The following is a 20,488-nucleotide window of genomic DNA, read 5'->3' on the forward strand; positions in this document are numbered from 1 at the left end:
GGCTTGCATTGCATCAGAGCCTGCCCTCGCTGGACGGTATGCTGAAAGTATCCGGACTGGCGGGAGAAGTGAAGGTCACGAGGGACCAACGGGGGTACCAGATATTATTGCTGCAGATAGCCAATCGGCCTATTTTGCTCTCGGGTTTTTACATGGTCAGGATCGGTTTTTCCAGATGGATCTGTTACGGCGGAGCGCCGCAGGCGAGCTGGCAGCACTGGTGGGCAAAGGCGGGATCAGGATAGACCGGCAGCGACGGATATTTCAGCTGCGCGAGCGGGTCCGGCGTGAGTTATTGGCGCTGCCAGAAGATCAAAGACAACGCTTAGCGTCCTACACTGCCGGGGTAAATGCCGGCTTACATGCGTTGAAAAGCCGTCCATTCGAGTACTGGTTATTACGTACGTCACCGGAGTCCTGGCGTGATGAAGACAGTTTGCTGGTCATCGCTGCCATGTATTTCGACCTCCAGGGGACTCAGCCCGGCAGGGAATATGCACGTGGATGGATTGCCAGAAACAATCCTTCACAGGCCGGTTTTCTTTTGCCTGCAGGTAGTCGCTGGGATATGCCGCTTTCTGGTAACGTGCCCTTATCATCGGTAATTCCCAACACTGCACCGGACTGGTGGGGAAAACCTGGGGATACTGGCGGGATGAAAATCGGGGAGGATATGAAAGGAAGTAACGGCTGGCTGATCGTCCGGGATGGCAAAGCTTTTCTGGCAAATGACATGCATCTCGGACTGACGTTACCCGGAATCTGGTATCAGGCGCAGATTCAATATGTGCAGCAAAATGAAAAGATAAAGCAGGCCGGGATCACGCTTCCCGGTGTGCCTTTCTTAATCAGTGGCAGTAATGGCAATATTGCCTGGGTTTTACTAATAGTTATGTTGACACATTCGATTGGGTCATCTTGGATAGCAGCGTAAAAGTACGCTCAAAACAGTTTATGCTGGCAGTGAGCCATGGCCCGGCGCAAACATTCACGGCTCGCACCAGCGACTGGGGACCTGTGGTATCAACCCCCTAGGTGATATGGCGATGCGATGGGTCATTGAACTACCCGGATCGCTTAACCTTAACCTGATGGAAATCGGTGAAGAGAAAAGTGTTGATGCAGCCCTGGAGACAGGGAAACGCGCGGGGATCCCGGTGCAGAATCTTCTGGTTGCCGACAGTCATGGTAATATTGGCTGGACCTTGGCAGGAGCACTACCCGAACGTTTGTCTCCTGGACAGCAAAACACATTTCCGCTTCAAGCTACGCCGCAGAGTCGGTGGCGTGCAGAGTCTCTTGCCCCCGATCGCCACCCACAGCGCGTTAATCCAGCGGAAGGTGATATTGTTACGGCGAATAATCGCCTGCTGTTTGATAATACAGGAGATGAACTCGGTGACGGCGGCGCGGACATGGGGGTTCGTTCTTTTGCTATTTCACAGAAGCTGAAATCGAAAATTTCTGTCAACGTCCGAAGCATGAATGAGTTGCAACTGGATAATCAGGCACTGCTGCTGCAGTCATGGCGTGACTGGTTGCTGCATAGTCTGGGCCAGCATCAGGCAGGAGAAGCCTCTGACCTCATACAGATGCGCGCCCTGCTGGCTGCATGGGATGGCAATGCCAGCGACGGTTCGGCCGCTTATGCACTCATCGCCCGATGGCGAGATGATCTCTACTCAACTCTTTTCAGTGGGCTGGACAGCCTAATGTCAAGCCAGTGGCCGCAGGCTATTTACCGGCGTGCTAATCCTCGCTGGGATGAAACCTTATTTACCTTGATGCATGCGGGAAAATGGATGCCAGAAGGCAAACGCAGTTGGGAAGATTTTACGCGTCTTACATTAAGTATTACTTGGCACGAGATGGCAGCAGGACATACGACCTGGGGTGATATAAATCGTAGTAATTATGCGCATCCGCTGGCAAAATCCCTGCCATTAGTGGGGCGTTACTTGCGTTCACCTGCCGTGGCGTTGTCTGGGGATAATAATGTTATTCATGTAAGTCGACCTTCATTTGGCGCTTCTGAGCGAATGGTCGTTTCACCTGGTGATGAGCAGCACGCAATCCTCAATTTACCCTCGGGTCAAAGTGGTAATCCGCTGAGTCCGTGGTGGCTAAATAATTTTTCTGACTGGACGCAAGGGTATGCTCAGTCAATGTTGCCGGGAAAAGCTAAACATCAATTAATTTTAGAAGGATCAAAAAGTAAATAGTGAAGTACCCCAGCGCTTTTAGCCTGGGGCAGTTCAATTTGCAATAAGAGTTATTACATTTTCTTCAAATAGGCAATAATTTCCTGAGAATACTGTGCCGGATTGGAATTTATTTGTTAGCGACGTTGTCAATCTTAAGTGAAATTTCTGAGTGTTAATATCAATATTAATTATGGCTGCTGCAGAAAAATCAAAAAAAGCATTAACTTCAGGCCAAAGCGCCTTATACAAGCTCTCTTTGGCTGAAAAAGTAATTAACAACGCAAGGTCGTAAGGCATTTCTGTTGTTTGCAAATAAATTTGTTCTTGCGTCGATGTGAATTGATCGGCAATACTGATGAACACTTCCGGATTTCTAATCTCCAAATCAACCCCGATTAAGGTCAAATTATCTACATGTGCGACAACGGCGATTGCACGATTATCAGTGTGAGAGATGGAACCTATCAGCCCTTCAGGCCATAATGGAACTCTGGCTGATGAAACTGCAACCTGTTTGTTAAAAAAACCAAGTAAATTCATTGCCATATTTGCGCACAGTCGGCCAGAAAAAAACTCAGCCCTTCTTTTAATGACGGATTCCCTTATTTTTTCGGGGAGGTGTATATTATAATCGTTGTAAAGTTTGTCTTGATAAAATTTAATATCATAAAAAACAAAATAACTACCAACCCCTTTAGGTAGAAAAGTAAAATCAGTAATAATAGGCGTTAAAAACCCGTTGTTATTCTTATTCATAGCCATTTCCTTAATGCATGATGTATTTTATACTATCATATACCCTACAAAGAATGTCACCGATACGTGAAGACCTGCAGGATCCTGAGACGGTTTACTTCATTCAGTTTGAAAAATTCCTCACCAGAAGCCGTCATAACAGGATCCTGGTAAGGTCGACAGTAGCGGCGAGGTAAACTTTGCCATGATAACCAAAATGCGCATAATACATCTTATGTTAAATAAGGTTTCCAGTTACGCACTCACCCAGACCGTTTACGCCTTTACTGATTCACCCCTTCTTATAGTCCATCTCTTACACTGCCAGCATCCCTTTAGCACAGTAATAAGGGTGCTGGCACAGAGTCGTTATAACCCCTGAGAAACGCTCATTCCTTTCTGGATTGTCAGCCCCGACAATATGTCAAAGAACTGATGGAAAGTGCCGGCAAGTAAGTACAGGTGCTGGGAATCCTCATCACCTGCGATGTCATAATCCTGTTTTGCATCATCGACGTGCAGGCATGACCGGTCCCAGTAATAAACCCCGGATTGCTCACCTTCCGTAATCAGAATATAACCGTTATCACCCGGATCAATACCGATAATGACAGCATTCTCGACGAAAGAAAGCTCATCAAGGAGCTCATCATTCATAACGGAAATATCATAATTTTCTTTGCTGACATCGTGACCGAATAAAGCATCAAATGATACGTAACCGTTATCAACTTTATCAAAAGGTAAGTCACAGTAGTCGGGTGACTCGACTCTCAGTCCGTTATATTTCGCCAGAAAATCCCTGTAATCATCAGGAAAAGTAACCGCAAAGTTTTTGGCAAGCAGATCGATATCTGACTGACCAAGCCCTGCACCCGTTAAAATAGCCACCCGCGCCTCCTAAGCTCTGTTAACAGTTAGCTTTGATATGAGACACACTACCCCTGTGTGTGAACCGGCGGTGTATTTTCTTTGGAACTTCCTGCATTGTGACGCCATTTTCATGATGATGCCAGGTATTCACGTCATAATTCGCCATGCCTTTGCTTGCCTGAGCATCCGCTTTGCCAAAGTCACCCCCGGAGACTTACTGTGGTCGCCCTTCAAATCCGGAACGTCCACGCTCTGTCTTTCGTATGGGGTAAAGTCCGGGTAACCGTCAGGGTAACGGACGACGTTCCCTTCCCAGTCCTGATAAACCCACGCCCTGCCGTCTGTTTCCTGCCAGACCGTGCCACCTTTATCCAGCCATTTAGACATATCTGGTGAGTTCAGCGGTTTTCCGGTGCGACGTGAAGGGGGTGATTTCCGGGGCCTTGGCGTCGGCAGCCTGGGGGGGCATCAAAATTTTCAGCGATGGATGTGGAACTTAACATGGTAGCTGCGGAGTCCGCTATGAGCGAAGAACGGACGTTTGAGGTTGTTCTTAAGCCCTTCTGAGGTAATCTGATATCTGTCCGTAAAACTCAGGTTGATGCTGTTTTAGCAAGTAATGTGGTCCGGGTCCGTATGATGATTTTACTGGCGGAATTATGTATTAATCGACGACAAGTAATTCAGAGGCTTAAGACAATATCTGCTTCGCCAGACGCAATGAATCTGAAATATTACTGTAAAAGGGATTTAAGCAGACTCTGACTTACTGCAACTTTCTCAGTGACAGCTTTGTCGTTTATCAATCAGGCTATAAGTCAGACTTAAGAGGAAAAGTTATGTTTAAAGGTCTAAGCGCGTTTCCACTCACTCCGTTTATATCAGGCTCTCCTGATGAGAAAAGCTTCCTGAGAATACTGAGAAGACTGACAGATGCGAAAGTCGATTCTCTCGGCGTGCTTGGGTCGACAGGCAGTTACGCCTATATGACCCGTGAACAACGTGAGCAGATAGCCAGACTGGCTGTAGACAATGCCGATAATATTCCAGTAATGGTGTGTGTTGGAGCAGTAAGCGCAGATGAAGTGTTACGGCTGGCTGATGATGCGCAGGAAGCTGGCGCCAGTGCTTTGCTCCTGCCTCCACTTTCATACCAGGCACTATATGAAGAAGAAGTATACGAACTCTTTGAAATGGTAGCCCGCAATGTCTCGGTTCCCCTCTGCGTCTATGACAATCCTGGAAAAACCCATTTTACCTTCTCAGATAACCTGCACCGTAAAATTGCAACTCTGCCAGCCGTACATTCGCTCAAAATTCCGCCCGTTCCTTCGGATATGGAAGCTGCCGCTTCCAGGGTCAGGAACCTACGCGGTATATTGCCTGCAGACGTGACAATCGGCATCAGTGGTGACAGCTCTGCTGCTAACGGCCTTATAGCCGGCTGTGAGGTCTGGTATTCTGTATTTGGTGGTCTTTTCCCTGATGTGGCAAAGAAAATAACAGATGCGGCAGTGGCAGGTGACCACACGGCAGTAAGGGAACATCACGGACGACTCAGCCCACTTTGGGCGCTTTTTCATCAGTACGGAGGTGGTTTTAGAATCATCGCAGCTGCTGCCAGTATTCTTGGAGTGGCTGATGAAAACTGCCTACCTCGTCCACTATTGCCTATTCGGGGTGAAAGGTTTGCTGAGCTGAAGCACGTCATATCCAGTCTTGAACTTACTTAATTGCTTCTTTGGACGTATGGAAGATGTCCGCTTTGAGCGAGGAGCGGACCTTGATCGATTACAACTTATTTATCGACGTACTCTATATCTGACCTGCAAGATAAAAACCACCAAAAATATATATGTTTTAACGAATGTATAGTTGCTCGCTACCCCCTACTTAGCGATACTGCTCACTGTTTGTTAAACAGGAGTTTTAATGCTCCAGCTCAATCCTCTACAGCTTTTCAAAACGCTTTCTGACGAAACACGGCTCAGTCTGGTGCTGTTGCTGCGGGAAAAGGGAGAACTTTGCGTCTGCGAACTCACATCTACTCTCAGAGAATCTCAGCCCAAAATTTCTCGTCATCTTGCATTACTTCGGGACGCCGGTCTGCTTATCGACAGGCGTGATGGCAAGTGGATTCATTACCGGCTGTCACCTCATATGCCCGCTTGGGCGGCAGCTGTAATTGAACAGGCTTATCTGTGCCAGCGGGATGACATCCTGCAGCTCAGCCAGCAGGCTGAGCTGGACAATGTAACCACCAACGGCAAGCCAATCTGCATTTAAATTTTTTAATTATTCATATGCGTTTTAACGTATGTGTATCTTTAAGCTCTCTGCGCCAGGTCTGACAGGTGCAGTATCAAAGGAGAGTATATGTTTCTGGCGGGTGCGATTTTTGTTCTGACGCTGGTACTGGTTATCTGGCAGCCGAAAGGACTGAGTATTGGCTGGAGTGCCGTTATCGGGGCCGCTCTGGCGCTACTGACCGGCGTGGTGCATATCGGTAATATTCCTGCGGTATGGCAGATTGTCTGGAATGCGACGGCCACGTTTATCGCGGTCATCATCATCAGCCTGCTGTTAGATGAGTCCGGCTTTTTTGAGTGGGCAGCACTCCATGTTTCCCGCTGGGGAGGCGGCAGAGGAAGGCTGCTGTTCACCTATATTATTTTGCTGGGCGCGGCAGTGGCATCGCTGTTCGCCAATGACGGCGCGGCGCTTATCCTGACGCCAATCGTTATTGCCATGCTCCTGGCGCTGGGCTTCAGTCCGGCTGCCACGCTGGCATTTGTAATGGCAGCGGGCTTTATCGCGGACACTTCCAGCCTGCCGCTGATCGTGTCGAACCTGGTCAACATCGTCACGGCGGACTTCTTTAAGCTGGGCTTCAGTGAGTATGCTTCCGTCATGGTGCCGGTGAATATTGCTTCCGTGGTGGCTACCCTGGTGATGCTGCATCTGTTTTTCCGCAAAGAGATACCGGCAACCTATGACCTGGCGAAGCTGAAAGCGCCAGCGGAAGCTATACGCGACATGCGCACCTTTCGGGCTGGATGGTTTATTTTACTTCTGCTGCTGGTCGGATTTTTCGGCCTTGAGCCCCTTGGAGTACCGGTCAGCCTGGTGGCAGCGGTTGGGGCGTTTGTTCTCTGGCTGGTTGCCCAAAAAGGACAGGTTATCGACACCCGCAAGGTGCTGAAAGGTGCGCCCTGGCAGATAGTCATTTTCTCGCTGGGCATGTACCTCGTGGTATATGGCCTGCGTAACGCCGGCCTGACAGATTACCTCTCTGCTGCTTTGAACCGTTTTGCTGAGCACGGCGTCTGGGGCGCCACACTTGGCACCGGCTTCCTGACTGCGGCACTCTCTTCCGTAATGAACAACATGCCTACCGTGCTGATTGGCGCGCTTTCGATTGACGGCAGCACGGCTCTGGGCGTGGTGAAAGAGGCAATGGTATACGCCAACATCATCGGCTGCGATCTCGGCCCGAAAATCACACCCATTGGCAGTCTGGCGACACTGCTGTGGCTGCATGTGCTGGCTCAGAAAAACATCACCATCAGCTGGGGCTACTACTTCCGCGTGGGCATTGTGATGACCCTGCCGGTACTTTTTGTGACGCTGGCGGCGCTGGCCCTGCGCCTGTCTTTTCAACCTTAACCCCGGGGCTGCGTCTGTGCAGCTCCTTAACGGAGTACCGTTTATGACTGATATCACTATTTATCACAATCCGGCCTGCGGAACGTCCCGTAATACTCTGGCGCTTATCCGTAACAGTGGCGTGGAGCCAACAGTGATTTTGTATCTGGAGATGCCACCATCCCGCGACGAGCTTAAAAAGCTGATAGCTGATATGGGTATTAGCGCACGCGCCCTGCTGCGCAAAAATACAGAGCCGTATGAGCAGCTGGAGCTGGCAGAAGACCGGTTCAACGATGATGAACTGCTGAATGCGATGCTGGCTCACCCTATCCTCATCAACCGCCCGTGGTTGTGACGCCGCTCGGCACAAGACTCTGTCGTCCGTCTGAAGCGGTTCTGGACATTCTGCCTGACCCGCAGCAGGGAGCATTTACGAAAGAGGACGGCGAAAAAGTCATTGATGAACACGGAAACCGGATCAGCCACTGATTTTTTCAGTGTGCTGCCGGCAGGAAGGGAGACGCAAAAACAGAAGCCGGCAGATGCCGGCTTTTTTCATATACTGCGCTGATTAACCCGCTCAGAGAGCTGCGCGGCACTTTCTTTCCTTTCGCTGTAGCGATCGGTCAGGTACTCACTGCGCCCGCGCGTCAACAGAGTGAACTTCATCAGCTCCTCCATTACGTCCACGATGCGATCGTAGTAAGGCGAAGGCTTCATGCGACCATCTTCATCAAATTCAGCCCAGGCTTTTGCCACGGATGACTGATTCGGGATAGTAATCATACGCATCCAGCGCCCCAGAATGCGCATCTGATTAACTGCGTTGAAAGACTGCGAGCCGCCGCTGACCTGCATGACGGCCAGGGTTTTTCCCTGCGACGGGCGAACCGCACCTGACGTCAGCGGTATCCAGTCAATCTGCGCCTTCATGATGCCGGTCATAGCGCCGTGACGCTCTGGGGAGCACCAGATCATGCTTTCCGACCAGAGAACCAGTTCACGCAGTTCCACAACTTTGGGATGCGTTTCAGGGGCATCATCAGGCAGTGGCAGACCGGACAGATTAAAAATTTTCACCTCTGCACCCATTGCCGTCATCAGCCGGGCGGTTTCTTCCGTCGTCAGCCGGCTATAAGATCGTTCCCGCAGCGAGCCGTAGAGCATCAGAATGCGGGGCGGGTGCGCCACTTCTGCAGCCCTCAGCTTATCTTCCGTCAGCGGCACGTCCAGGAGTGAAGTATCAACATTTTTCAGGGTATCGTTCATGTCATTCACAATGAGGTCTCTTCGTGAGTCGTCGCGGGTGACAGGCTGCAGCTACTGCCTGCGCAGCATTCTTCTGTAAGAAAGGCCATCAGTTGTTCAAGCTGCGTATAGGAAGGTCTGCAAAACAAGGTACGGCTCTGCCGTTCCTGGCTGATCAGGCCCGCGGACATCAGCGCCGAAATATGATGACTGAGCGTGGAGGGCGGAATACCGAGGCGCTTCTGCAGAACACCGACTGGCAGGCCGTCATGACCCGCTCTCACCAGCTCCCGGTATACGCTAAGACGGGTCGGGTGCCCCAGCTCCCGAAGCGCATTTGCTGCTGTTTTTAAATCCATACGCCCTCCTTGAACTATATTTCCAGAATAATAGAAATATAATCAGCGTCAAATATTTTTCCCCGGAATGGATGGCTCGCCCTTATCCCGGTTCGGTCCAGCAGAGGAAGGATGACGACGCCAGATCACTATGGAAATCGCCGTGATGAACAGGGTAAGGATGGCAGATAAAAGCAGCGTGCCGGGTGTGCCGTATTGCTCCAGCAGTATGGCGTAAACTGACGGCGCGAGCGCCGTGAGCAAAAAAGCGGGTGACAGCAGTAAGCCTGTTTTACGGGCATACTGCTGCGGATCAAACAGCAAAAGAGGCAGGACGGCCTTAATGACCGTACTCAGTCCGTTTACAGCCCCGTAACTCAGAATAAAGATGGCTGTAGCCACCGGGGTAACATTCCCTGCAAGGCCAACCAGAAAGCATAATGGCAGAATAATGCCGGTAAACAGGCTCAGACGGATCGCTGAAGTACGTGCACCGGAAGCCACGTCCAGCAGTCTGGCGCTCACCTGTCCCACCCCCACAACATACCCGCTACGGCGGGCATACCATAAGCGGCCAGTATCTGAGGAAAATGAGCGGACACGCCGGTGGAAACAAAGCTTATCAGCGCTATCAGCGTGGCGTACCACAGGCCGCTGATGAAGGCTTTCCGGTCTTCTGCTGGTCCGATCGCCTGAAGAGCGGGCTGCCCGGCAACGGGAGGTTGACGCCGATAACCTGCCGGAACGGTGGTCAAAAAAAGCAGGCTGACAATGCCTGCACAGCCGTAAACGATAATGGCATGCCGCCAGTCGGTAAAGTGCAGTAGCGCAGCGCCAGCAGGCCAGAACGCGACTGACGCGAGACCACCCAGCAGTGTGACCAGGGTGATTGCCCGGCGGGCCTCTGCGCCTGCAATTTCTACAAGCAGCGCAAATGCGGCATCATACAGGGCAAGTCGCATGCCAGCTCCCATCAGGAGCCAGACGGCAACCCACGATGTTGTTGAATGGGTAAAAGCCATCAGAAAACAACCGAGGACTATGACGAAGGTTCCCACCATCATCACCGTACGCCCGCCGGTACGTGCTATAAGGGGGCCGGTAAGTGGCGAGACAAGCCCCATAACAAGCATGGCAATAGTCAGCCCGGAGAATGTCACAACTGGTGACCGGCCTGTCTCCGACATGATGGCGGTCCCGAAGACCCCCGGCATATAGAATGTGATACCCAGTTGATTAGCTGCGTCATGCCAATGCAGAAAATGGTGCGGCCTGTCAGATGCCCGTCAGTCAACCCGTGCTCTCCGGAAATGTGGCGTCGCCCTGCCCGAGCGTACGCTGCATGATGACCGTATCAAGCCAGCGTCCGTGCTTGAAGCCCACAGATCTGAGCGTTCCTGTAATGCTGAAGCCTGCCGCGCGATGCAGGGCAAGAGAGGCGCTATTTTCGCTGTTTCCAACTACGGCCACGAGCTGGCGAAAGCTACGGTCCTCTGCCCATGTGACCGCACTCAATAACAACTTTTTTCCGATCCCCTGGCCCTGAAAGTTGGGGGCAATATATACAGAATTCTCCAGGGTGAATCTGTAGGCACACCGTTCCCGGTAGAGTGACAGGTAGCAGTATCCGCGGACATTGCCGTCCTCAACAGCCACAAACCAGGGCAGTCCTGCTGCACGCACCTTTTTCAGGCGGGCTGTCATTTCAGCCGGATCCGGCGGTTCAGTTTCAAAAGTGGCGGTGCCATGCAATACGTGATAAGCATAAATCTGCTGGATGGCAGGAATATGTCGTTCATCTGCTTCGGTTATTTCCATCGTTACGGCTCCTTCTGCGGTCATAAGCAGAGACTAACCGGAATGAATAATTTCAGACAGGCAGCAGGACTTATCAGCGGCATAAGGAAAATTTTGGCATGGCAAACCTGAACCTCGATCACCTGGCTACTTTCAGACTGGTCGTCAGCCGGGGCGGTTTCTCCGGAGCGGCTGAAGCACTTGGTCTGTCGCAGCCGGCAGTGAGCCTGCATATAAGACAACTGGAGCAGGCGCTTCAGGTCCGGCTTATTGAGCGAACCAGCCGGGGAGTAAGGCCCACGCCAGCCGGGCTGACTCTCGTTGAGCACAGCATGAAAATTGATGCAGTGGTAAGTACAGCAGTTGAATCGGTGTGCCAGCATTCTGATGAGATAACCGGCACTGTTACTGTTGGCACAGGCGCAACGGCCTGTATTCATTTACTTCCCCCTTACTACAGCAACTGCGGCAGGCCCATCCCCTGCTGAAGGTGGACGTACGCACAGGTAACACTTCCGATATAGTGCGGGGCGTGGAGGAAAATCGTATTGATATTGGCCTGGTGACTCTGCCAGCTGCAGGTAAAAACCTGAGCATCATCCCGCTGGGTACGGATGAGTTTGTTGTCATCATGGAAAAGGATGCATCAGAGCCGAGTGCGAAAATATGGAATCCGGGCGCTTTGCTGCCGCTGCCGCTGATTATCTTTGAACCGGGAAGCGGGACACGCGCCCTGATTGACCAGTGGTTCCGGGAGACGGGACATATTGCCTGCCCGGTCATGGAGCTTGGCAGTATCGAAGCTATTAAAAGAATGGTCCGTGCCGGTCTTGGCTACAGCATTGTTCCCAGAATGTCCGTTGCATGCATTGAGGAAAGATCGGGGCTCGATCTTTACTCTGTGACGCCCTCTCTTCACCGGACTCTCGGGACAGTCATGCGGGAAGACCGGATTGTAAGCAGAGGTATCAGTGAAGTGCTGAAAAACCTAAACAGCAGTTTTGCAAAAAACGAAATCAGATAAATATTCTTCGATATCTAAACCGGACAGGTCTACTCTCTCCGGCGAAGTATCACTACAGCTTTTACCAGCTACCAATGTCCGCTTTTGGCACAGAGCGGACCATGCAACTTAAGTCTCATGATAATAAGCCGGGCAACGATGCCCGGCTTATTATTTGCCGTCCTACCGGAATGACACGCCGAGATTGACCAGACCGTAGTAGCCGCCTGCCTCGCCGCCGTGCAGCGACTCAGACCAGCCGCCCTGTACGCCCAGCGTCACGTTCTGACGGATGCGCGCGTTCACACCTCCGTTCAGGCCCACGCTGGTGCCCGACAGGTTATTCCGGAATGATGCCTCTGAGCCCGCCACGCCCGGCGCGGACGCCGTAAATCCGCTGTGTCCGGCGTACGACTGTGTCACCGACGGTGTCACCCACCAGGCCAGCGTTGCCTTCGCGTCCTGCGGCGTGCCCAGCTTCAGACCGGCGCGCACCGACTGCCGGCGGCTGTCAGACCAGCTCAGCGAGGCTGCCTCGTCCTGGCCGTCGTTCAGGCTCAGGCCCTGCACCGTGTACTGAAACTGCGGCTCCAGTGCCAGAGCAGGACTGACGGAGAAGGCCTGCCCCACTTCTGCCGACGCCAGCCAGCCCGTGCCGTGGGTTGACAGGCGCGTGTCGTCATTTGAGGCTGCCTTCAGGTTGTGGCGGCTCGCCTGCAGCAGGCCGTCAATATGCAGACCGGCATGGCTGCGGCCTGACACGTAAGCGCCGCCAGTGTAGACCGTGTCACGGTCCGTGCCGGCGTCCGCACTGCCGCCGTCACGCCACACGTCGCTGCGCATCAGGCCGGTGGCACCAAAGATGCCCGCGCGCCAGTCGGCGTCTGCGCCGTCAAGCTGCCACAGGTCGCCGCCCAGCTGGAAGAAGCTGTAGGCGCTGCTGCTTTCCGGTACGCTGCCGCCCGTGAGGCTGCCGCTGTCTGGATGGCGGAGCTGGCCGGCGGCCACGCGGCCCCAGACGCGGCTGTCCGGCGCGTAGTGGAAGCGGGTGTCGGCCGAGCCCGCCACCAGGCGGTCATAGTCCATCGACAGTGACGGCATCGCCGCGTAGCTCCACATGCCGTCACGGTAATTCACCGGCCCGGCCGGAACAGTGTCGTTACTGGCTGAACCACTCTGCGCGGTCTGCTGAGACGTCAGGTACCAGCTCTGGTCAGCGTTGCGGTACAGACTGTAAGAGTAGGCACCGGCAGCCAGGGGCTGCGTCATGCTGAACGCGCCTGCATCCGTGGTGGCTCCGTTAACGGCCTGAATAACCGCAATACCGTTGCCGGTGGTCTGTGCCCCAGACCGCCGCGGTTGAGCACGCGTAGTCCCGTTCTGCCTGAGGCCCGGCCGCCGTCGATGATGACTTTATCAACCGGAGAACTGCTGTCGCCCGCTACGGTGTTGAGGGTGATGGTGCCGCCGTTGCCGATCAGATTGGTTGCCGTCAGGGTATGCGGGGTAAATGCCCCCTGCGACGGCACAAACACGATGCTGCCGGCGTTGGTCAGGGTGTCCACCAGGGAGTCGCCAGTGATGTTCCAGGTACTGCTGCTGTCGATGTTCACGTCTGTGGGGTCGATGATACCGGTCAGCGTGGCGCTGTTAATCAGCGACAGTGTGGTACCGGCCTGGGCGATGATGTTCGTGAAAGCCTGTAACCCGTCCATCACCAGCGAGCCGGCGTTGAGGTTGACCTGAGACTGGCTGAGGGTTCCACCCAGCGTCAGCAGGCCCGTGCCGTTCTTGGTGAGCTGGCCGCTGCCGGTGAGATTGGTGTTAAGTATGGCACTGGTGCTGGTGTCATAAGTAGTGACACCTTCGTTAACAAAGCTGTTATTTGCAAGGGTCAGGACGGCGCCGTCGGCGATATTCAGCAGGCCTCCCGTAGCAACAGTTGTACCTGACGCAATCCCCCGCTACTGACCGACAGCAAACCGCCGCTATTAATCGTCGCCTGCAAGGCTGTGCCGCCGCTTAATACGGATAATTTTCCGTCAGCATTAACAACCGTGCCCAGCGCTTTGCCGAATACGCTCTCAGTACCTCCGGCATTAACAACAGTGCCGCTGGAAAAATCGCCGGACTGCACGGTCAGCAACCCACCGTTTTCCAGAAGCACATTTTTTGCCTGACCGCCACTGACCGAGAAGGTACCGCGCGCATTTGTTCCACTCACTACCGCACGGGTGCTGGCCTGTAACGCTGCACCGGACGCCTGAGTCAGGCCTGACACGATACCACCGTCAGCAACAGCAACAGTACCGCCTGAGTTAGCTGAGGCACCGGTTGCAGAACCGCCTGAGCTCACACTGAGCGTACCACCTGAATTTACGCTGGCACTGGTGAGCGAACCACCGTTATTAACCACAGCAAATCCTGCGTCGGTAACGGTTGTCCACGTCGCAACGGCACCATTATTAATATACTGCGTGCCGCCAGAAACAACGGTGGAGGTCACCGTGCTGCCTGAAAACACATTCATGATACCGCCCGTGTTGACCGCAGTACTCAGTGCTGAACCGCCACTCATGACGTTAACCATACCGCTGCTGCTTACACTTGTGCCGGATGCTGCTCCGCCACTGTAAACGTTCTGCGTACCGCCGGCAGTGACACTGGTTGACGTAGCATTACCGTATACCGTTTGAGCCCCTCCGGACAGCGTGGTCGAAGATACAGTGCCTCCCGCATTAATATACTGGTATCCCCTGTGTTTACCGCTGTCGACGATGTCACACCACCATTATTGACGTATTCAGTTCCGCCAGAATTCACCAGTGACGATTTTGCGACACCACCGTTCTGGACATACAACGTTCCGCCGTTGATTACTGAAGAAATGACTGAACCGTAGTTGTTAATGTAACCATAACCGCTGACTGTTGCCCCGTAACCAGTGCCGCCGTACATGATGTACTGCTGGCCTCCTGAAACCAGAGCGGAACTGGTCGTACCGCCACTGTATACCTGTTCATAACCACCACTTTTGATTGTGGTACTGACTGCGGAGCCGCCGGCTTCAACAAACAGTCTGCCGCCGTTTTCCAGTAAGAGGCTGTTTGCATGACCGCCACTGACCGAGAAACCGCCGAGCACGTTGGTGCCGCTTACGGTTGCGCCGGTGTAAGTCTGCAACGCGCCTCCGGAGGATTGCGCGACGGTAGCGGCAGAACCGCCGTCATAGACGACCAGAATGCCGCCAGAGTTAATGGCTGTGCTGACAGCAGAACCCCGCTGCTGACGTACTGAACGCCGTTCTGCCTGATGACGGTGCCGGAGGCATTGCCGCCAGTCTCCACGAACAGCGCGCCGCCATTTTCCAGCAGCAGACTGTTTGCCTGTCCGCCGCTCACGGAGAAACTGCCAAGAACGTTGGTGCCGCTTACGGTTGCCCCCGTGTATGTCTGGAGTGCGCCACCGGAAGACTGCGCCACTGTAGCTGCAGAACCGCCGTCATAGACGACCAGCATGCCGCCAGAGTTGACAGTGGTGCTGACAGCAGAGCCTCCGTTGACAACGTACTCAATCCCGCCCTGGTTAGCGGTCGTACCCGAAGCATGGTTACCTGACAGCACATATAAAAAACCGCCGTTTTCGAGCAACAGATTACTGGCCACTCCGTTGCTGACAGAGAAATTGCCGAGTGCGTTCGTGCCGCTGACAGTCGCGCCCGTGTAGGTCTGCAGTGCGCCGCCCGACGACTGCGCCACACTGCTCGCACTGCCGCCGCTGTAAACGGTCAGCGTTCCGCCAGTCCTGATTGTTGTGCTGACCGCAGAGTTGCCGTTTTCCACGTACAAAAAGCCACCATTTTCCAGCAGGACATTGCTGGCAAGGCCACTGCTGACAGAAAATCCGCCCAGCGTGTTGGTGCCGCTTACCGTTGCGCCCGTCCATGCCTGCAATGCTCCCCCGGCTGACTGCGCCACCTGTGTCGCGGTGCCACCGTCATAAATCCGCAGCGCACCGCCTGACCGTACAGTGGTACTGACGGCAGACTGACCACTTTGCACATACAGAAATCCGCCGTTTTCCAGTAGCAGACTGTTCGCCTGGCCATTGCTGACAGAGAATCCGCCGAGCGCATTTGTGCCGCTGAGAGTTGCACCGGCATACGCCTGAAGTGCACCGCCGGAGGCCTGGCTGATACTGGTGGCAGTGCCACCAGAGGCGACGTTGAGAAAGCCGCCAGAGTTCAGTGCGGTACTGGTGGCCGTGCCGCCGCTGCTCACATAAAGATGACCGCCCGATGTGACTGCTGTGCCCGTGGCAGTACCGCCGTTATTGACGCTGATCGTTGGCAGGTAATAGCCGACAAACGCGGAGCCACCAACATAGCTGCTGGTCGCCAGCCCACCGCTGTTTACATTGAGGGTTCCCCCGCCTGATACTACGGCGCTGTTGGCAGTGTCCCTGAGTTAAGCGTGAGGGGGTTATAATAGGTAACATGTGAGCCATTATAGGTAGCCGCCGCCGCCGCGCCCGCCACGCCCAGCAGCAGGAGCGCTCCCGCCACCTTCTTCACCGCCAGCGGCGGACGCCCGCCGCTGCCTGCCTTTTCTGACGCCACTATCCACGCCTGACGCGCTGCACTCCAGACTATCCGGTACGCTCTGTTCATATCCCTGTCTCTCTCATTTTTTATTGTTTTCCGGCACGGGCAATGTGCCGGGTATCGCTTCTGCTGTGTGGCGCCGGTTTACTCTGTGCGCAGCTGCGCGTGGAGCCGGTCAATGACGCCGCTGACCTGTTTTCCTGTGATAAGTCGTGTGCACTCAAACTGACGCTCCGTGCCTTTGTGGCGCGGACACCAGAAAAAATCTTTGTGGTCAAAGTTCTCGTGCGTGCTGTCCCAGCAGCCGCTGCAGCCGTGGCTGCTGAACACCCGCCAGGGGGTATAAAACTCGGCGTTCGGCAGGCTGAAACCGCTGATGAGCACCACCGGTATCTTTGCCGCCCAGGCAAGCCAGGAGAGACCGCTGGCCAGGCCAATAAAGAAGCTGGCGTGCCTGAGCAGATCGACCCGCGCCTGCAGCGGCAGCGCGCCGGTAAAGTCCTCGGCGCCCCGGGGAATGTGGTTCCAGACGAAGCCGTGCCCTGTGGTTGCCTCACGGTCGATGCACAGTACCCGGTAGCCCAGTGATTTCAGGTGCGCCACCACCTCTGCCCAGCCGTGGCCGTTGTTCCAGAACTTGGCCTGGCAGGTGGACTGTACGGCGATGCAGACGTAAGGTTCGGCGATGGTGCGGGGTGCAGAGAGGTCGAGACGGGGCGCCTCTTCTCTGGGGTCAGTGCCGAGGATATACCCCGCAGTGCGGTGGAACCCCACCTGGCGAAAATCGACGGGCTGATGCGTGTCGTTGCCGCCAAAAAACAGCCCCACGCGATAAGTCGCATAAGGTGCGGAATTCCGGACGGCATCGGGCGGCGAAAAGCGGATGTCCGGATACTGGCTTTCCAGCAACGCGATAATATTCGGCGCCATGGTGCACTCAAGCCGGCAGCCGTGAAGCTGGCGGAAGCGCTCGGCATAATGAAACCAGCCCAGCAGGTCACCCAGGGTGCCGGTGGGAAAGGAAATCAGCACGTCACGGTTTTTAAGGGACAGGGTTTCGTCCAGCAGGGGAGCGGTCTCATCCCCGCGCCACACCTGAATACGGAAGCGGACAAAATATTTCTTGGCGGAAGTTACCCAGCCTGCGCCGGTTTCGCACCGGAACAGAACGTTACCGGAGTCGTCATCCAGCAGCGCGACGCGCCAGCGCCCCTCCGGCAGCAGCACCCGTGCCCCGTCGTTGAAGTCGTAACGAATACCACATGGCCCCGTCATGGACGGTTGTTCCGGGGGCGCGACAAAAGGATAAGGAGCAGACTCAGCCGAAATGTCAGTGGGAGCAGTAACATTCAAAGAAGGAATTACCTCGGACATGATTTTCTCCAGGCCGTATCCGAAATACAGTGCAACTGTTTCTGGTGAACAGTAAGTGCCTGTATTCACGAACGTCCTTTAAAATTTCAGCAACAAAACTGTTCTGATTTATCGGTTTGAATAAATTCAATATCGGCAGGGATAATTCTTTAATGAGGATTTTTATGTAACAGTCAGTTCCGGCTCGCGATATATGTGCTATGAAGAGGTATCAAAAGCATCTGAACCTGGGTCAGCCTGAGAGACACTCTGTCCTGGTCCTTTTACAACCAAGATATGCATCATGTAACTCATTACTGACCTGTAAAAAGCAAGTCGAAAGACCCGCACTGTGTAAAATCATTGCAGAGAAGATGTATCAGGACTGGTCGCCGGAACAAATCGTTGGTTGGCTGAACGCTGTTATCCGGATAATCAGGAAATGCACGTGTGACACGAAACGATATATAAAGCGCTTTTTATACAAATCCGGGTGCATTAAAGAAAAGATCTGCAGCCATGCCTCAGAAGCGGGAGGGTCGTGTGTAGATTCAGGTTTCTAAAAACTCCTATATCGTCACCCTCGTAGAACGCCATTCCCGCTTTGTTATGCTGGCTAAAATCAGAGGCAACAAGACAATAACGTTTAAATCTGCACTTATCAGACAAGGCCGGAAATTACCTGCTGAACTTTATAAAACATTAACATGGGACCGGGGCGCTGAAATGGCCAGCCACAACCGGTTTACTGTAGCCACAGATATTCAGATTTATTTCTGCGCCCCTCAATCCCCCTGGCAACGCGGCTCCAATGAAAATACGAGCAGATTGCTAAGGCAGTATTTTTCAAAAGGAACTGACTTATCGGTATACAGCCAGCAAAGACTCAACAGTGTCACCAGACATGCGTCGACTTCGCTAGCCTTGCTTAAAGCAAATATCGGTAACGGCATAACAGCACCGAGTTTTATGCGGCTTTTGGTTCAAAAGAGGCGCTATTTAAAGAAGTTATTGATTGCTATTTGAAAACTTATGGTGGCGTTAACGATTGTCTTTGGGACGACAGTCTCACTCCGCGTGAAGCTATTGAACTGGCATTACGCCGTTCAGTAAAGATGCAGACAGAACAGGGGCATCCAAGTAGCTGTCTTATCGCGTTATCCATTGATACCTGCTCGCCCGGGCACGAGCATATTGGCCAGATTCTTGAAGCACAACGCACCCGTACTCGCGAGGGGTTCCTTAAGTGTGTCCTAAGAGCAATTGATTCAGGCGAACTGGCCGCAGACATGGCCATGTATTTGCACAGCTTTGAGATAGGACTGTCAACTGAAGCGCGTGATGGCATAACAGGCGAAGAACTTAATGCCTCGGTATCATTTGCAATGCTGGCCTAGGGCGCAAATTGTTTACTGAGTAATATTTGAGAATAAAAATGCTCATAACGTCCGCTTCTGGCACAAATCGGTCGGTCAGGCTGAAAACACAAACTAAAAATGCCGAATCGATGACAAGAAGGCTTAAGCCGATGCTAGCGAGTCACGGCCAAAGGCCGTTTTATAAGGCCATCAGCACACTGAGGCATTGGCAATAAATTTTCAGTTTGCTGGAACTCAGCCAAAAAAATCTGCCACACAGCTAAAACGTTTCCCTAAAAAATGTATTGACCAAGGATAAATCATGAACATGCTCTCAACAAAATCGGTACTGAAGACAACAGCATTCGCTCTCACTGCGTTTTTGTTAAACCAGGGTGCAGCACTGGCTGAAACCCCTTCAGCATCTACACAGCCTATCCACAACGGTGCGGTTTCACAGCTGAAGAATACTGCGCAAGGTAACGAAAACATGATTCTGGCCAAAGAGCCAACCCTGGCGAGTGGCCAGCGCGTCAACTCTGCCTGCGACGATGGCGGCCCGTGCCCACATGACGACATCACAGATGATGCATCATAAGCGCTTAAATCTTCCGGTCGTGACCTGCTGACCCGGAGTCAGAAATAGTAAAGCCGCCTAAAGGCGGTTTTTTCATTCTTAACAGCGCAGATTCTTTAAAAATACTGAGCCATTCCCAGGCAGGCAGGAAAGCATCGACAGAGGCGGACGTGATAATTTTGACTTACTCTGATTAATCATTAATTTACAACTTTTTTGTAATTGATCTCGCTAACAATATCTCTGCTATAAGCGGGCAGCCAAAGCGGGAGCGCTCGGATAAAGAGTAAGGCATCACACCAGGTATTGCATCGGCATGGACGGGATTTAAATATGCGGAGGCCGTAAAAATTTTCCACGCCGTGTACGCGTGATATACAGGCAAGTGCATCATGCGTTCCACTAAATTTGAGTACGTCAAAAGTGTGAAAATTAAGAGGCCAATGTTATTCGTCGTATGCATTAACATTATTGAGTGCTAAATTTTGAAAGGTTAAAATTGTTGAACCTTCCAAAATACAGGACATATTAATTTGGTGAATAACGCTGATGTTTTAAAGGAGCATCTGATTCTGGTACAAAATAGGTTAATAGTAAGGTATACGATTAACGATGCCACAAGTCAGCATTTCCCCTGCTCTTGTGATTCGTTATTCCCCTGTTCCGAATGCATTGCCTCCCCGATTATTGCTTCAGGCTTTCCCGCTTAATTTAGCACCTGGCATCAACGCTCATGCACGAAATTCTGTCT

The 20,488-nt window shown here is 53.0% G+C and carries 19 protein-coding genes and 7 pseudogenes; 10 read left to right on the top strand and 16 right to left on the bottom strand.

The features are described 5' to 3' along the window. Window positions 1–106 precede the first annotated feature (106 nt). Window positions 107–934: a penicillin acylase family protein gene (locus C1N58_RS21050; protein ID WP_394564979.1), complete on the top strand. Its 828-nt coding sequence runs from the start codon at window positions 107–109 to the stop codon at window positions 932–934. A gap of 112 nt (window positions 935–1,046) precedes the next feature. Next, window positions 1,047–2,222, top strand: coding sequence for a penicillin acylase family protein (locus C1N58_RS21055; RefSeq protein WP_394564959.1), 1,176 nt, complete (start codon window positions 1,047–1,049; stop codon window positions 2,220–2,222). Between the two features lie 33 nt (window positions 2,223–2,255). Here C1N58_RS21055 and C1N58_RS21060 read toward each other — a convergent pair whose 3' ends face one another. The 3 genes from C1N58_RS21060 to C1N58_RS21070 all read right to left on the bottom strand — a co-directional run bounded on the left by C1N58_RS21060 (window position 2,256) and on the right by C1N58_RS21070 (window position 3,978). After that, window positions 2,256–2,960, bottom strand: a complete 705-nt coding sequence (locus tag C1N58_RS21060; protein WP_394564960.1) for a 4'-phosphopantetheinyl transferase family protein — start codon at window positions 2,958–2,960, stop codon at window positions 2,256–2,258. A 348-nt stretch (window positions 2,961–3,308) separates the two neighbouring features. Further along, window positions 3,309–3,830: an SMI1/KNR4 family protein gene (locus C1N58_RS21065; protein WP_394564961.1), complete on the bottom strand. Its 522-nt coding sequence runs from the start codon at window positions 3,828–3,830 to the stop codon at window positions 3,309–3,311. A gap of 19 nt (window positions 3,831–3,849) precedes the next feature. Next, window positions 3,850–3,978, bottom strand: coding sequence for an HNH endonuclease (locus tag C1N58_RS21070; RefSeq protein WP_394564962.1), 129 nt, complete (start codon window positions 3,976–3,978; stop codon window positions 3,850–3,852). Window positions 3,979–4,651: 673 nt separating this feature from the next. On the opposite strand from C1N58_RS21070, the gene C1N58_RS21075 reads away from it, so the two are divergent. The 4 genes and pseudogenes from C1N58_RS21075 (at window position 4,652) to arsC (ending at window position 7,949) form a co-directional block, all read left to right on the top strand. Further along, window positions 4,652–5,545, top strand: a complete 894-nt coding sequence (locus C1N58_RS21075; RefSeq protein ID WP_394564963.1) for a dihydrodipicolinate synthase family protein — start codon at window positions 4,652–4,654, stop codon at window positions 5,543–5,545. A 199-nt stretch (window positions 5,546–5,744) separates the two neighbouring features. Continuing rightward, a complete protein-coding gene (locus C1N58_RS21080; protein WP_054634133.1) occupies window positions 5,745–6,098 on the top strand; it encodes a metalloregulator ArsR/SmtB family transcription factor in 354 nt (117 codons plus the stop codon). 90 nt (window positions 6,099–6,188) lie between these two features. Further along, window positions 6,189–7,478, top strand: coding sequence for an arsenic transporter (locus C1N58_RS21085; RefSeq protein WP_394564964.1), 1,290 nt, complete (start codon window positions 6,189–6,191; stop codon window positions 7,476–7,478). Window positions 7,479–7,521: 43 nt separating this feature from the next. Beyond that, window positions 7,522–7,949: pseudogene (gene arsC / locus C1N58_RS21090) on the top strand (glutaredoxin-dependent arsenate reductase). 66 nt (window positions 7,950–8,015) lie between these two features. Here arsC and arsH read toward each other — a convergent pair. The 5 genes from arsH to C1N58_RS21115 form a co-directional block, all read right to left on the bottom strand. Continuing rightward, window positions 8,016–8,729, bottom strand: coding sequence for an arsenical resistance protein ArsH (arsH, locus tag C1N58_RS21095; RefSeq protein ID WP_394564965.1), 714 nt, complete (start codon window positions 8,727–8,729; stop codon window positions 8,016–8,018). Between the two features lie 5 nt (window positions 8,730–8,734). After that, window positions 8,735–9,067, bottom strand: coding sequence for an ArsR/SmtB family transcription factor (locus C1N58_RS21100; protein ID WP_375096460.1), 333 nt, complete (start codon window positions 9,065–9,067; stop codon window positions 8,735–8,737). 48 nt (window positions 9,068–9,115) lie between these two features. Then, on the bottom strand, window positions 9,116–9,571 hold the full coding sequence (locus C1N58_RS21105) for a hypothetical protein (protein ID WP_394564966.1): 456 nt from the start codon (window positions 9,569–9,571) through the stop codon (window positions 9,116–9,118). Further along, the gene (locus C1N58_RS21110) at window positions 9,568–10,233 is read right to left on the bottom strand and encodes an MFS transporter (protein ID WP_394564967.1); all 666 of its coding nucleotides are present in this window, start codon (window positions 10,231–10,233) and stop codon (window positions 9,568–9,570) included. The genes C1N58_RS21105 and C1N58_RS21110 overlap by 4 nt, the downstream gene beginning before the upstream one ends. 103 nt (window positions 10,234–10,336) lie before the next feature. Further along, complete coding sequence (locus C1N58_RS21115) at window positions 10,337–10,864, bottom strand: GNAT family N-acetyltransferase (protein WP_058702411.1); 528 nt, start codon at window positions 10,862–10,864, stop codon at window positions 10,337–10,339. A gap of 98 nt (window positions 10,865–10,962) precedes the next feature. Here C1N58_RS21115 and C1N58_RS21120 point away from each other — a divergent pair. Beyond that, window positions 10,963–11,867: pseudogene (locus C1N58_RS21120) on the top strand (LysR family transcriptional regulator). A 162-nt stretch (window positions 11,868–12,029) separates the two neighbouring features. Here C1N58_RS21120 and C1N58_RS21125 read toward each other — a convergent pair. From C1N58_RS21125 to C1N58_RS21160, 8 genes and pseudogenes are all read right to left on the bottom strand, one after another. After that, a complete protein-coding gene (locus tag C1N58_RS21125) occupies window positions 12,030–13,115 on the bottom strand; it encodes an autotransporter domain-containing protein (RefSeq protein WP_394564980.1) in 1,086 nt (361 codons plus the stop codon). A gap of 24 nt (window positions 13,116–13,139) precedes the next feature. Continuing rightward, window positions 13,140–13,561 (bottom strand): annotated as a pseudogene (locus C1N58_RS21130) (autotransporter outer membrane beta-barrel domain-containing protein); the annotation flags it as partial. Window positions 13,562–13,764: 203 nt separating this feature from the next. Beyond that, entirely contained in the window at window positions 13,765–14,436 is a 672-nt protein-coding gene (locus C1N58_RS21135; protein ID WP_394564968.1) for an AIDA repeat-containing protein, read from the bottom strand. Window positions 14,437–14,463: 27 nt separating this feature from the next. Next, window positions 14,464–14,625: pseudogene (locus C1N58_RS21140) on the bottom strand (hypothetical protein); the annotation flags it as partial. A 56-nt stretch (window positions 14,626–14,681) separates the two neighbouring features. After that, a pseudogene (locus C1N58_RS21145) lies at window positions 14,682–14,990 on the bottom strand (AIDA repeat-containing protein); the annotation flags it as partial. 11 nt (window positions 14,991–15,001) lie between these two features. After that, window positions 15,002–16,126 (bottom strand): AIDA repeat-containing protein, encoded by a 1,125-nt coding sequence (locus C1N58_RS21150; protein ID WP_394564969.1) that lies wholly within the window; start codon window positions 16,124–16,126, stop codon window positions 15,002–15,004. Window positions 16,127–16,284: 158 nt separating this feature from the next. Continuing rightward, window positions 16,285–16,515, bottom strand: a complete 231-nt coding sequence (locus tag C1N58_RS21155; protein WP_394564970.1) for an ESPR domain-containing protein — start codon at window positions 16,513–16,515, stop codon at window positions 16,285–16,287. A gap of 78 nt (window positions 16,516–16,593) precedes the next feature. Next, window positions 16,594–17,724: an autotransporter strand-loop-strand O-heptosyltransferase gene (locus tag C1N58_RS21160; RefSeq protein ID WP_394551302.1), complete on the bottom strand. Its 1,131-nt coding sequence runs from the start codon at window positions 17,722–17,724 to the stop codon at window positions 16,594–16,596. 407 nt (window positions 17,725–18,131) lie between these two features. Here C1N58_RS21160 and C1N58_RS21165 point away from each other — a divergent pair. The 3 genes and pseudogenes from C1N58_RS21165 to C1N58_RS21175 form a co-directional block, all read left to right on the top strand. Then, window positions 18,132–18,705 (top strand): annotated as a pseudogene (locus tag C1N58_RS21165) (IS30 family transposase); the annotation flags it as partial. Continuing rightward, window positions 18,706–19,199: pseudogene (locus C1N58_RS21170) on the top strand (TetR/AcrR family transcriptional regulator); the annotation flags it as partial. It abuts the pseudogene before it with no gap. A gap of 283 nt (window positions 19,200–19,482) precedes the next feature. Then, complete coding sequence (locus C1N58_RS21175) at window positions 19,483–19,758, top strand: hypothetical protein (RefSeq protein WP_054634106.1); 276 nt, start codon at window positions 19,483–19,485, stop codon at window positions 19,756–19,758. The last annotated feature ends 730 nt before the right edge of the window (window positions 19,759–20,488 follow it).

It is taken from the genome of Pantoea sp. SGAir0180, from assembly GCF_043546245.1.

Excerpts from the sequence above, each read along its gene's own strand:
- C1N58_RS21055 (WP_394564959.1), top strand. The coding sequence starts at position 1,047 with ATGCGATGGGTCATTGAACTACCCGGATCGCTTAACCTTAACCTGATG.
- C1N58_RS21060 (WP_394564960.1), bottom strand. The coding sequence starts at position 2,960 with ATGAATAAGAATAACAACGGGTTTTTAACGCCTATTATTACTGATTTT.
- C1N58_RS21070 (WP_394564962.1), bottom strand. The coding sequence starts at position 3,978 with ATGGCGAATTATGACGTGAATACCTGGCATCATCATGAAAATGGCGTC.
- C1N58_RS21075 (WP_394564963.1), top strand. The coding sequence starts at position 4,652 with ATGTTTAAAGGTCTAAGCGCGTTTCCACTCACTCCGTTTATATCAGGC.
- C1N58_RS21080 (WP_054634133.1), top strand. The coding sequence starts at position 5,745 with ATGCTCCAGCTCAATCCTCTACAGCTTTTCAAAACGCTTTCTGACGAA.
- C1N58_RS21085 (WP_394564964.1), top strand. The coding sequence starts at position 6,189 with ATGTTTCTGGCGGGTGCGATTTTTGTTCTGACGCTGGTACTGGTTATC.
- arsH (WP_394564965.1), bottom strand. The coding sequence starts at position 8,729 with ATGAACGATACCCTGAAAAATGTTGATACTTCACTCCTGGACGTGCCG.
- C1N58_RS21100 (WP_375096460.1), bottom strand. The coding sequence starts at position 9,067 with ATGGATTTAAAAACAGCAGCAAATGCGCTTCGGGAGCTGGGGCACCCG.
- C1N58_RS21110 (WP_394564967.1), bottom strand. The coding sequence starts at position 10,233 with ATGTCGGAGACAGGCCGGTCACCAGTTGTGACATTCTCCGGGCTGACT.
- C1N58_RS21115 (WP_058702411.1), bottom strand. The coding sequence starts at position 10,864 with ATGGAAATAACCGAAGCAGATGAACGACATATTCCTGCCATCCAGCAG.
- C1N58_RS21125 (WP_394564980.1), bottom strand. The coding sequence starts at position 13,115 with ATGACGCAGCCCCTGGCTGCCGGTGCCTACTCTTACAGTCTGTACCGC.
- C1N58_RS21135 (WP_394564968.1), bottom strand. The coding sequence starts at position 14,436 with ATGGTTAACGTCATGAGTGGCGGTTCAGCACTGAGTACTGCGGTCAAC.
- C1N58_RS21155 (WP_394564970.1), bottom strand. The coding sequence starts at position 16,515 with ATGAACAGAGCGTACCGGATAGTCTGGAGTGCAGCGCGTCAGGCGTGG.
- C1N58_RS21160 (WP_394551302.1), bottom strand. The coding sequence starts at position 17,724 with ATGACGGGGCCATGTGGTATTCGTTACGACTTCAACGACGGGGCACGG.
- C1N58_RS21175 (WP_054634106.1), top strand. The coding sequence starts at position 19,483 with ATGAACATGCTCTCAACAAAATCGGTACTGAAGACAACAGCATTCGCT.